The following is a 12,670-nucleotide window of genomic DNA, read 5'->3' as shown; positions in this document are numbered from 1 at the left end:
CGTACGTTTTCCTCCGTGGTGGCTTGGCTACGGATTCAAAGATACAACTCTGAACCCAGAATGGGAACCCCAGATGGTCTTTTAAGCAAGCATCGCTTCCCGCTGATCTTTCACCGTTTCGCTGTTGATGTATTCATCATACGTCATCAGCTTATCAATGATACCACTCGGTGTGAGTTCGATGACGCGGTTGGCCACGGTTTGCGTGAGTTCATGGTCGCGCGAGGTGAATAGAATGGTGCCCTTAAAATCTTCCATGCCATTATTGAGAGCCGTGATGGATTCCAAGTCAAGGTGGTTTGTGGGCTCATCCAGTAATAATAAGTTGGCCTGTTGAAGCATCATACGTGAAAACATGCAGCGCATTTTTTCCCCACCAGACAATACCGAGCATTTTTTGAGTACTTCCTCTCCCGAAAACAGCATCTTGCCCAAAAATCCCCTGATAAATTGCTCATCCTTATCTGCATCCGAATATTCGCGTAGCCAATCGACAAGGTTTTCATTTTTGCCTTCAAAATAGGCGCTGTTATCCATGGGGATATCGGCGATGCTTATGGTAACCCCCCATTTGAAATTGCCGGCATAATCGGTATCCCTACCAGCTAATATTTCGAAAAATGCCGTAGTTGCCAAGCTATTTTGGGCTAATACAGCAATTTTATCCCCCTTGTTTACCATGAGGTTCACTTGGTCAAATAAAGGTTCGCCATTGAGGGTTTTGCCCAGGTTTTCTATCTGTAAAATTTGGTCACCGGCCTCGCGGGCCATGGTATTAAACATGATAGCCGGATACTTGCGACTGGACGGCCTTATTTCATCAATATTGATTTTTTCCAATGCTTTTTTACGACTTGTCGCCTGTTTAGATTTGGAAGCATTGGCGCTGAATCTGCGGATAAATTCCTGTAGCTCCTTCACCTTATCTTCCATCTTTTTGTTCTGGTCGGTACGTTGTTTCAGTGCAAGCTGGCTAGATTCGTACCAGAAGGTGTAGTTGCCTGTATAGATGTTCATTTTACCGAAATCGATATCGACAACATGGGTACATACCGCATCGAGGAAGTGCCTGTCGTGCGATACCACAAGAACGATGGCTTCATAATCGGCAAGGAAATTCTCCAGCCAGGCAATGGTATCGATGTCTAGGTCATTCGTGGGCTCGTCAAGCAGTAGAATGTCAGGGTTGCCAAAAAGCGCTTGCGCTAGCAATACCCGCACCTTTTGATTGCCATCTAGCTCTTTGACCAATTTGTAATGTAGATTTTCAGCGATGCCAAGGTTACTTAGTAGTGTGGCGGCGGCACTCTCTGCATTCCAACCGTCCATTTCGGCAAAAAGACTTTCCAATTCGCCTGCCCGTTCCCCATCAGCATCAGTAAAATCCTCCTTGGCGTAGATAGCATCCTTTTCCTTCATGATATCATATAGCTCTTTGTGGCCCATCATCACGGTCTCAATCACTGAAAATTCGTCGAATTCATAGTGATTTTGTTTCAATACGGCCATGCGTTCGCCAGGGGTGAAGCTTACCGAACCGGTGGTGGCATCCACTTCGCCTGAGATGATTTTGAGGAAGGTGGATTTGCCTGCACCATTGGCACCGATAATGCCATAACAGTTGCCGGGTGTGAACTTGAGATTGACGTCTTCAAATAAGACGCGCTTTCCATAGCGGAGCGATAGATTGGATACATTAATCATGGCCGCAAAGGTACAGTTTAAATGTGAAATGAGAAATGAGGGAGCGTGTGGATTCTTCGCAAAAATTAGTCAATCAACTCGGTATCCAACACCACATTTTCAAAGTCATATACCGGGTACTTGCTTTCAATAAGTTGGATGAGCATCTCCATGGCCACGCGGCCCATCTCAAAAGCAGGCTGGCGCACGCAGAGAAAACCGGGTTGGATAAGGTCAAGCACTTCCGAATTGGAGAACCCGGCCACAGCGGGATGCTGTTCGTGGGGCGCAAGCTTGTTGTAAGCACTGAGGCAGCCCATGCTCAGCCTGTCGCTGGCCACGAAGATGGCATCTGGGACATGCTCCAGCTTCAGGAAATACTGCACTGCGTCTTCCACTTCCTGCCGTATACGCCCGCCATGGTGGCAGTAGCGGATGAGTGATTCGTCTAGTGAAATACCATTGGCTTTCAGTGCATCTTCATAGCCCTCAAGCCGTTCCCGGGTGATAGACAAATGCGGCGCATTGGCCAGGTGGGCAATTTTTTTAAGACCTTTGTCGATAAGTGATTGAGTAGCCTTCCGGGCGCCCTCCCGGTTGTCTGAGGTAACCTTATGGGTATCGAACACATCGATGACGCGGTCAAAAAAGACGATGGGCAATCCCTCCCCATGCAGATTTATCAAATGTGAAAAATCCTTGGTTTCGGCAGACATGGAGATAAGCAAGCCATCCACCGAGCGGTTGGCCAAGTGTTGCACGTTCACCACCTCGCGTTCATACGAATCATGGCTTTGGGAAATAATGACATGATAGCCTTTGCCGTAAGCTACGGACTCAATACCATTGATGGCTTGAGAGAAGAAGCTATTGGCCACTTCACATACAATAACGCCAATGGAATAACTGCGCCCTTGTCGAAGGCTCAGCGCCACAGGGTTCCTTCTGTAATTATGCTGTTCGGCATATTCGAGGACGCGCTTCTTGGTTTCCTCGTTGATTTCATAACTATCGCTCAACGCCCTTGACACTGTCGAAGGTGAAAGATCCAGAGCTTGGGCGATGTCTTTGATGGTAATGGGTTTAAACACGGTTTATCTTTTGTTTCTGGTCAAAAATAGCAAAAAAAATCGGCATTTACTGATGTTTTGTCCTGCATGGTGAGGTGGCGATTAGGGCGGATGATCAGCTGTTATGAACTGTGTTGTGCTGTCATGTACTGTCCTGCAATCGTTGCCGGTATCGATTGCGTAGATTTTTATTGCCGACAGTGCATAAGCCGATACGATTATAGCTTATAATTGCGATGAAAAATTGCTGCTGCTGGTAGACTTGTTTTAGCATGCCAACGTTGTCAATCAGTTTGCAATAGTTTTACCAATTACCAATTATTAAGCTTAAAAATGCTAGTATGAGAAATGTTTATTTTTTTCTTTTAATTGCTATCCCTATTTGGCTTGGGGCTGGTCAACAAGTTTTTTCCCAGACCGATAATTCAATTAGGGGTACGGTGAGAGACGTGACTAACAATGAAGTGTTGACAGGTGTATCCATTATGGTTCAGGGAGATACACGTGCCACCCAAACAGATGAAAACGGAAATTTCCGAATCGATTTACCCAATGGAAAGGAATCCGTTACCCTGGTATTTCGATACGTCGGGTATCAATCCGTAGAACAAACCGCTTCTAAAGGACAGCAGATTGACGTATCCCTGCAGCCGGAGGATAATATGCTTGAGGAGGTGGTCACGATTGGGTATGGGACCATCGCCAGAAAAGATTTGGCTGGAGCAGTCAGCTCGATAAAAGGTTCAGAATTGGCCCAGGCCCCCGTTGTGAATGTGGCGGAAGCGCTTACCGGTAGGTTGCCGGGCGTGCAAGTGACCAGCGTTGACGGTTCACCGGGAGCGGAAATCGTGATCCGGATCCGGGGTGGGGGATCCATAACGCAAGACAATTCCCCATTATATATTGTGGATGGTTTCATTGTAGATAATATCAATGATATTGCCGTGTCTGATATTGAATCCATTGATGTACTGAAGGATGCATCGTCGACCGCAATCTATGGTTCACGGGGTGCAAACGGAGTCATTATCGTCACGACAAAATCACCGAAGGCCGGACGTACCAACATCAACTATAACAATTTTTTCCAAAGCAAGTATATGCCCAAGGAATTGGATGTGCTTTCGCCGTATGAGTTTGCACTTCTACATTATGAGTATGGAGTCATCCGAGGTACCACCTCTGGAGAATACACTAATTTCAAGAAGTTTTTTGGCGAATACGACGATTTGGAATTATACAAATACCAGGCCGGCACAAATTGGCAGCGAGAATTGTTTGGCGGAGCGATTCGTTCTGCGCAACATAACCTTAGTATGTCTGGCGGCACTGAAAAGACGAAGCTGAGTTTCAATGGAACATACAATGATGACGATGGACTGTTGCTAAATTCCGGGCAAAAACGATTCTATTTCAATTTTAAACTCAATCATGAAATTGCGAAGAATCTAAAAGTTGATCTTGCAGCACGATATACCAATAATATCATCGATGGTGCAGGAACCTCGGGTTCGTCGAGTATGCGGATAAGTGATGGCGTACAAACCCGTCCAATAAACGGGCTAGCGGATCAAATCATCATTGACCCCGAAGATGCCATTAACGGCGATGATGACTACGATAGTTTTATTCGCGGCATGATCAATCCGAGAGACCTCGTTCAGCAGGACTACCGTCAGCGTTTCAACCGCGATTTTGCCTTGGGTGCAATATTGACTTGGAATGCTACGGACAGGTTGACGCTCAAAACTGAATTGGCGACGACCTTGAAAAGCGCTGGTGGCGAACGTTACTGGGGGCCGCTTACGAGTGTTTCACGCAACGAAGGGCTAAATCTGCCTGTTGCGGAATTAACCTCAGGAAAGTTTGATGTATACCGTTGGGTAAACACCGCTAACTATCGGGTTTTCACATCTGATCAGCACAATTTAAGCGTGCTACTTGGTCATGAGTTAAGCACCACTTCCGGAAGTACCGTGTTAAATCGCGCAAAGTATTTTGATGCGAATATGACCCCTGAAAGCGTGTTTGCAAATATGGCGCTGGGTACTTCCGAGCGGTTGGAAACCAGGGAACTGAGGGGCGAGGATTTTGTTTCCTTTTTTGGAAGGGTGAATTATAGTTTCAAAGATCGCTACTTGCTGTACTTGACGCTGCGGGCTGATGGTTCGAGTAAGTTTGCGCCAAAGGAAAGGTGGGGCTATTTTCCCGCAGCATCCGCAGCATGGAAAGTATCTGAAGAAGACTTTATGCAGGATGTGGATTTCGTCAGTGACTTAAAGCTCCGTTTAAGCTATGGGGAAGCAGGGAATAACCGGATTGCAAACGATTCTTGGCGCTTTCTTTTTGGGCCCAGTCAAAATAGGGGCTATGGAGCCGGAGACATCAACCAAACCTATTTCAATATTATCAATTCGTCACTGCCCAATCCAAACCTGAAATGGGAAACCACGATTTCGAGAAACCTGGGGTTGGATTTTGGCCTTTTCAATAACCGGGTATATGCCACCATTGATGTGTATCGAAATACCACCAAAGACCTGATCATCAATAATGACATACCTGCGCATACCGGCTTCCCACGGCAGTTGATCAACCTTGGGAAAACGTCAAATCAAGGCTTCGAAATTGGTATAAATGCACCAATTATCCGAAAGGCTGACTATTCGTTAAGCGCAACGTTTAATATCGGAAGAAATATCCCAAAGATTGACAAATTGGATGGAAATGATACCCGATTTTTCCAATCAAACTGGGCGGGTACGGATTTGAAGACCCAGGACGATTTTCTATTGGAAACGGGGGGGACGATCGGACAGATGTACGGATATGTGGCAGACGGATTTTATACGGCAGACGATTTTGAGTCGTATAACCCGACTACCCGTGTCTACGTGTTGAAAGAGGGTATCCCCGCAGCGGCAATCCTGGGTGGTGCAATAGGCGTTCGCCCCGGAACAATGAAATTGAAAGATTTGAATGGAGACGGCCTGATTACGGCTGATGGGGATCGACGGGTGATTGGGAATGCAATTGCCAAGCACTCGGGCGGCTTTGGCTTCAATGGACGGATCAAGAACTTTGATATCAGTGCGTTCTTTAACTGGGTTTACGGGAATGATATCTACAACACCGGCAACATCCAATTCAATATGTTATATCGCTCCACATTTGGAAACATCTTCGATCGTATGAATTCGGATAATCGGTTTAAGTACATCAATGAAGAAGGACAATTGGTGACCGAACTTGCCGATTTGGCGGAGCTAAACAAAAATGCCACGATTTGGTCCCCCTTCTCCATGGGTTCTGCGTCGCCGGTCTTCACCACGGATGCGGTAGAAGATGGTTCGTTTCTGCGGTTGTCTCTTGTCACGGTGGGTTACACCCTGCCACAACACCTTACTCGCAGGGTGGGCATTTCAAGCCTTCGCGTTTTCGGTACGGTATATAATGTGTTTACATGGACCAATTATAGTGGCTATGATCCGGAGGTTTCAACGACACGGAGCAGTGCTTATGCAGCACTGACACCGGGAGTGGATTTTTCGGCCTATCCGAAAAGTAGGACGCTAACGTTCGGTTTAAATGTTAATTTTTAAAGATTGAAGCTATGTTACAGTTTTTACATAAACGATACATTGCCAGCGGCGTTATGATTATCGCCTTGGCGTCTTGCCAAAAATTTTTGGATACCGATTCACCTTCGAATTTTACCGAAGAAAGTGTTTACGGTAACGTTGCAGATGCAACAAAAGGAGTTTATAGCATCTACGCGCTATTTAATCAGGATGCGTTTACGTCAAGATTGTCTAACTCATTCATTACCAATACAGATGTTGAGGTCGGAGGTGTAGGCGCGTCACCGGACAATTCCCGCAGGGACATTTGGTCCATGGAGGCGACCGATGCTAACGGTGATATCAGGACGGTGTGGAATAACGCATACAGCGCGATTAACCGGGCAAACATCGCCATTGCGGCGATTGAAGCATCGGCGATCGCCAATGATCCGGATATGACGCAATTGCTTGGCGAAGCGAAGACCTTGCGCGCCATGTGGTATTATTGGTTGGTGAATTATTGGGGGGATGTACCTTTTAACTTGAGTCCTACCCGCGGAGGAGACAATTTCTATTTACCTAGAACCGGTCGGGATACCATCTTATCCACGCTTATTGACGATTTAATTGAAGTTGAATCCGGTATGAAGCCAGCCACACAGGTGGAGTTTGGCGTAGAGCGTATCAACAAAGAGTTTACCCTTGGGTTTATCGCACGCATGGCATTATGTAGAGGAGGATATTGGCTTTATCCGGATATGACTACCAAGCGTAAGGAGGACTACTTGCAATACTATGAAATAGCCAGAATTTACGCGAAGCGTGTCATGGAGGATTTCGGCCGTAGCCTAAATCCCAGTTTTGCGGATGTTTTTGACAACCAAAGTAAATGGATTGTTGATAGCGAAACGGATGTGCTCTTTGAAGTTGCGTTCGCTCCGGGATATGGCGATGTCGGTTGGAATATCGGTATCGCTGTCGATGCCGGTAGTCACCCCTATGGATCCGGAAGTACCTATATGCCGTTGAATCCGGCATTTGTATACAGCTACGATTCATTGGACAATCGGTTGGATAAGACAGCAGGATTGGTTAAATACAACGCAGCCTTGGAGCAGGTTCCACGATCGGTCACCTCAATTGATATTGGCAAGTGGAACAGGTTGCTGATGCCGACACCATCGGGATCGGCGTCGGCAAAAGGTACGGGTATAAACTGGCCCATTATGCGCCTATCAGACGTAATCTTGATGTTTGCTGAAAGTGAGAATGAACTGGATGGCCCGACACCAGCTGCACAAGAAGCCTTGAAAACGGTGAGAAAACGCGCTTTTGAAGCACAATACTGGCCGGAGAGAGTCGACCAATATGTTTCCAATGTATCGGCCAATAAGGGAGCGTTTTTTGAAGCCATCGTGGATGAGCGGGCATGGGAACTTGGAGGAGAGTGCTTGAGAAGATATGACCTGATTCGGTGGAATAACTACGGTAAAAAAATAGCTGAAACCAGGCAAGCATTGATCGAAATAGGGGAAAATACATTCAATGGAGCAGGGCCATATGACTATTTACCGGATTATCTTTACTATCGGCTCGATGGAGAAGGAAAGGTGGAATGGTACGGAAGCATATTTAGAAAGGTAGCCGTGGCACCTCCCCTCAAGGATAACCCCAGCCTAGGTGACAATCCAAATGGCTATACACGTATAAATTGGTTTAGGTCGTTGTACAATGCGAACCAAAGCAGGCCTGCGGATTATATCTTACGTTCTTGGCGCGGTTATACCGACGATACAGGTGAAACCCCGGTGCGGTATATCCTCCCGCTGCATGCTTCTACGGTAACAAGTAGTTTGGGTACACTGAAAAATGATGGCTACAATTTCAGTTTTTAAATACCATTGATCATGAGAACGATAATCTATAAAATAGTTTATATATTGCTGCTAGGTACGGTGGTATTCGGATGGCAATCTTGTAAAAAAGAACAATTAGCCGAATTAGAGGGTGAACCACCACGTATTTTCAGGCCAATTCTGAAAGGTGCTATGGTGGTGATGAGTAATTATGTCCAGATCGAATGGCAGAATAATAAAGGGGTATCTCGGTATCGGGTAGACCTGAGTGTGGATACGTTTAAGACGATTGACCTTACCGTTGAAGTAGACACCACATTAGCCATTATTGAATCGCTAAAATGGGATCAACTTTATCAAGTGCAGGTCACAGCATATCACGCCACTGATGCGAGTAAGAACTCCCATCCCGCCAATTTGGGAGAATTCAAAACCGAACGCTTTCCTAGCATTGTTGAGCGCTCGAGTTCGTCAGATATTGGGATAACAAGTGTTCTATTCAAATGGCGAAACGAAGGCGAACCGGTGACAGCGATCAAGGTTTTCCGCCTGGAGGGAGAAATGCTCGAAAATGAAACCTTGGAGCAAGAAGTGCCCTTGACGCAGACCGATATTGGCAACATGTATGTCCTTGTCACCGGGTTAACTGGTGCTTCGGATTACCGGGTAGAACTGTATAGTGGAGAAACCTTTCGCGGAGCCAATGTATATCGAACCAAGAATCCTGTTGCCGGGGAGGTTGTTGATTTGCAAGCGGCCGATCCGACTACCGTTGATTTAGCGACGGTGATTAATGATGCACCATCGGGTGCAACCATCCTGCTTAAAAAGGGAGGTATATACGAGATGTCCTCTTCATTGGCCATTTCCAAATCGATATCGATTCGAGGGGGTGATAATCCGTTGGAAACAGCGCGTTCTAAAGTGTTTTTTGGTCCGAATGCAAGCAACTTCAATATCGCTTCCGGATCAGCCATAGACCTCATTGCACTTGTTGATTTGGAACTCTATACCAACGACGGGACGGGGAAATATATATTTAACCCCAATACGACCGGCAATATCCAGCAATTGGTGTTTAGTAACTGTTACATCCATACTGTCCGGGGAGTGGCGCGATTCCGCGGCGGGCTTGCCATCGAAGAGGTGATTATGGACAACTGCTTGATATATAACGTAGGTGGATACGGTGTCGTCAATGTGGATGATAACAACACGACAATTAATAACATAAGTATTCTTAATTCTACCATTTCCAATGTGGAGGTGTTCATTGCAAGTAAGAGTAGTGCTTCAGGCAAGATCGTGCTACATTCCAATACGTTCTACAATGCGATCCAATCCAATAACAGGTATTTGATCGATTATAGCAATGCTTCTTCAAATACGATCGGGGGCATCGACGTAATTAATAACATTTTCGGTCGACCGAAAGCTAGCAACGCCACGCCTCCGACATATGACATCAATGGCATACGTAGCAATACTGGTGTTTCTATCAACTCGTCCAATAACTTCAGTACATCTGACTTCCTTTGGCGTGAAAATGAAGCTTTGTTGTATCCAGAGGTTACACCTTATAACAAGACAAGCGCAGATATTTTTACGGATCCGGATAATTTTAACTTCAAGATCAAGGATAACGGTTTTCCTGGACGACTTAATTCCGGTGACCCGAGGTGGCGGATGTGATTTACTAGTTAAACGAATATTTGGACAAGAGAAATTAAACAGGAGAGTAGTATGATGGTACCAACCTTTTTGACGCTTTTTTCTCTTTTATTATCTTTTTTTGAAACGAGCAGCGTCACAACGATATATCTGATAGGCGATTCAACGGTGGCAGATTATACCTTGGAGGCTGATTACCAAAGTAAGCGTTATCCAGTGGCCGGATGGGGACAGGAATTTCGATCCTACTTTCATGATTTCCAAAGCGGGGAAATCCCATTTATCGGCACAGACAGCGTGCGCGTGGACGACCGGGCCAAAGGTGGCCGGAGTACGCGGACATTCTTCCAAGAGGGACGCTGGCGCGCGGTTTATGAAGCCTTGAAACCTGGCGATATCGTCATGGTGCAGTTTGGCCATAATGACGGCGCAGTGGACAAAACCGAACGTTATGTCGATATCGAAGGCTATAAAGAGTTTCTGCGACTATTCGTGTCGCAAACGAGGGAAAAAGGAGGGAAGCCGATATTGCTGACTCCCGTGGCCCGGAATTACCCGTGGAAAGACGAGCATCTCCAGAATGTGCATCGGGAATATCCGGATGCCGTCAAGGCCGTTGCCGCCGAGTTAGCGGTACCGCTTATCGACCTAAACCAGCTGTCGATGGATGTGTTCTCATCCAAAGGGAAGGACTATGTCACGACCAACTATTTCATGAACCTGGAAGCGGGCCGGTACCCGGCCTACCCCGACGGGCAGAAAGACAACACGCACTTCCAGCCCGCTGGCGCCCGTGCGGTGGCAGGACTTGTGTTTGACGCAATGAAAGAGCTCGATTTTGATTGAAGAAAACCGAATGAAGTATTATAGGCAATTGCAGCGTGTTGGATTGATTCCCGAGACTTGCCGGTGGATTTCCCGGGCCAGTAAAAAATAAATATTAAAATAATGGCGAGTATGACAAAAACAATGTTACGACTGTTGAGCATGGCCATCGCGGTGCTGACCCTCCAGCTATCATGCTCCAAAAGCGGTCCCGGTGAGGATGGGCCCGGGGATGGAACCGATGAGCCCAATAAACTGGATCCTGTAGAGGAGGAAGCCTTTGCCTTTCCGGGCGCCGAGGGCTTTGGCAAATTCACCACCGGAGGGCGTGGGGGCAGGGTAATCAAGGTGACGAATCTCGAGGACGCGGGTCCGGGTAGCCTAAGGGTGGCAATAGCGGAATCTGGCCGCCGCATTATTGTTTTCGAGGTTTCCGGAAACATAAAATTGAAAAGCCGGTTGCGGATTGCAAGTGGCGATTTGACGATTGCCGGACAAACCGCCCCGGGGGATGGGATTTGCCTTCAGGATTATGAAATGGCGGTAGCCGCTGACAATGTGATTATCCGGTTTATGCGTTTCCGGATGGGCGACCTCACTCAAAACGAGCAGGATGCCTTGTGGGGGCGCTACCAGAAGAACGTTGTCATTGACCACTGCTCCATGAGCTGGTCCGTCGATGAATGCTCGTCGTTCTATGCCAACCAGGACTTTACCATGCAGTGGTGCATCCTTTCGGAAAGCCTGAACAAGTCGTTCCACGAGAAAGACGATCATGGCTATGGGGGGATATGGGGTGGAAACCGAGCGTCATTCCACCACAACCTTCTGGCGCACCACAACAGCCGCAACCCGCGGTTTGACGGAGGCAACCGGCCGGGGACGGGGGGCTTGAGTCCTGTTGGGATCGATAACGTGGACTACCGCTACAACGTGATCTACAATTGGCGGAACAACTCGGCATATGGTGGCGAGAATGGCGAATACAACATGGTCGGCAACTACTACAAGGCCGGCCCAGCTACGCCTGCCAACCGCAGCGCACGAATCATGCAGGTATCGAAGGAAAATAACGAGCAGTACAGTCCGGGACATGGGACGTTCTACATTGCTGGTAACTATGTGGCTGGAAATGGTGGGGTGTCGGCAGACAACTGGTTGGGTGTCATCTATGATTCCGGTGTTTCCCAAGCGCAGGCACGGATGGCCGAGCCGTTTACCTTTGAAGCCCTGAGCATGCAATACACCGCCGAACAGGCTTATGAGCAGGTGCTGGAAAAATCGGGTACTTCGTATAAGCGCGATGCAGTGGACCAACGTGTGGTGGATGAAGTGAGGAACGGAACGGCTACATACAACGGCTCCAAGACAGGCTATCCGGGTATTATTGACTCGCAGACCGATGTGGGCGGATGGCCGGTGCTGGACAGCCTCTCCCCACCGGTCGATACCGACGGCGATGGCATGCCCGATGACTGGGAAATCGCCAACGGCCTTGACCCCAATATGGCCAATGCGGACGGCCACGACCTCAGTACGGCTTATGACAACATTGAAGTCTATATCAACAGCCTGGTCAAACACCTGATGATGTAAAAGGCATAGTTAATGCGAACGCTGCCATAAACTAACGATGTGATGAAACAAGGTATCGTTTACCTGCTGATTTTCCTGATCGTGATGACCACCTCGGAGGCTGTGGGGTGGGATACCAGCGGCATGGCTATGTGTTTGACCGATGCATGCTGACGGCGGACGTGACCGTGGATACGGCTTCGGTTTATCTGGACACGCCCGTATGCGCAGGTCGTTTTCCTCTCGTGCGAAATGGGGGCGCATATCCGCCCGGAGGGCTGGCATAACTGGAACAATCCGGACAATGAGGGAACGGCCTATTATGCCGAGTACCAATCCACCGGGCTGGGTTATCAAGAAGGTAAACGTGTTTCCTGGTCGAGTCAGCTTACACAGGCCGATCTGGGGCAATATACTTACGGGTAGG

8 protein-coding genes are annotated in these 12,670 nt (G+C 47.6%); 6 read left to right on the top strand and 2 right to left on the bottom strand.

What is annotated here, in order from left to right:
- Positions 1–81 precede the first annotated feature (81 nt).
- Positions 82–1,704 (bottom strand): ABC-F family ATP-binding cassette domain-containing protein, encoded by a 1,623-nt coding sequence (locus NF543_RS21325; RefSeq protein WP_257670228.1) that lies wholly within the window; start codon positions 1,702–1,704, stop codon positions 82–84.
- Between the two features lie 65 nt (positions 1,705–1,769).
- A complete protein-coding gene (locus tag NF543_RS21320; RefSeq protein WP_257670227.1) occupies positions 1,770–2,774 on the bottom strand; it encodes a LacI family DNA-binding transcriptional regulator in 1,005 nt (334 codons plus the stop codon).
- Between the two features lie 320 nt (positions 2,775–3,094).
- On the opposite strand from NF543_RS21320, the gene NF543_RS21315 reads away from it, so the two are divergent.
- From NF543_RS21315 to NF543_RS21290, 6 genes are all read left to right on the top strand, one after another.
- Entirely contained in the window at positions 3,095–6,355 is a 3,261-nt protein-coding gene (locus NF543_RS21315; RefSeq protein ID WP_257670226.1) for a SusC/RagA family TonB-linked outer membrane protein, read from the top strand.
- Between the two features lie 11 nt (positions 6,356–6,366).
- Positions 6,367–8,211: a RagB/SusD family nutrient uptake outer membrane protein gene (locus NF543_RS21310; RefSeq protein WP_257670225.1), complete on the top strand. Its 1,845-nt coding sequence runs from the start codon at positions 6,367–6,369 to the stop codon at positions 8,209–8,211.
- 12 nt (positions 8,212–8,223) lie between these two features.
- Positions 8,224–9,864, top strand: coding sequence for a DUF4957 domain-containing protein (locus NF543_RS21305; protein ID WP_257670224.1), 1,641 nt, complete (start codon positions 8,224–8,226; stop codon positions 9,862–9,864).
- Positions 9,865–9,915: 51 nt separating this feature from the next.
- Positions 9,916–10,689: a rhamnogalacturonan acetylesterase gene (locus NF543_RS21300; RefSeq protein ID WP_257670223.1), complete on the top strand. Its 774-nt coding sequence runs from the start codon at positions 9,916–9,918 to the stop codon at positions 10,687–10,689.
- A 111-nt stretch (positions 10,690–10,800) separates the two neighbouring features.
- Complete coding sequence (locus tag NF543_RS21295; RefSeq protein WP_257670222.1) at positions 10,801–12,264, top strand: pectate lyase; 1,464 nt, start codon at positions 10,801–10,803, stop codon at positions 12,262–12,264.
- Positions 12,265–12,495: 231 nt separating this feature from the next.
- On the top strand, positions 12,496–12,669 hold the full coding sequence (locus NF543_RS21290; RefSeq protein WP_257670221.1) for a pectinesterase family protein: 174 nt from the start codon (positions 12,496–12,498) through the stop codon (positions 12,667–12,669).
- Position 12,670: the final 1 nt, after the last annotated feature.

The sequence above is a fragment of the Parapedobacter tibetensis genome, assembly GCF_024704835.1.
Taxonomy (GTDB): Bacteria; Bacteroidota; Bacteroidia; order Sphingobacteriales; family Sphingobacteriaceae; genus Parapedobacter; species Parapedobacter tibetensis.
Note: the sequence above shows the minus strand (reverse complement) of the source record. Positions and strands in the feature narration are given on the sequence as shown.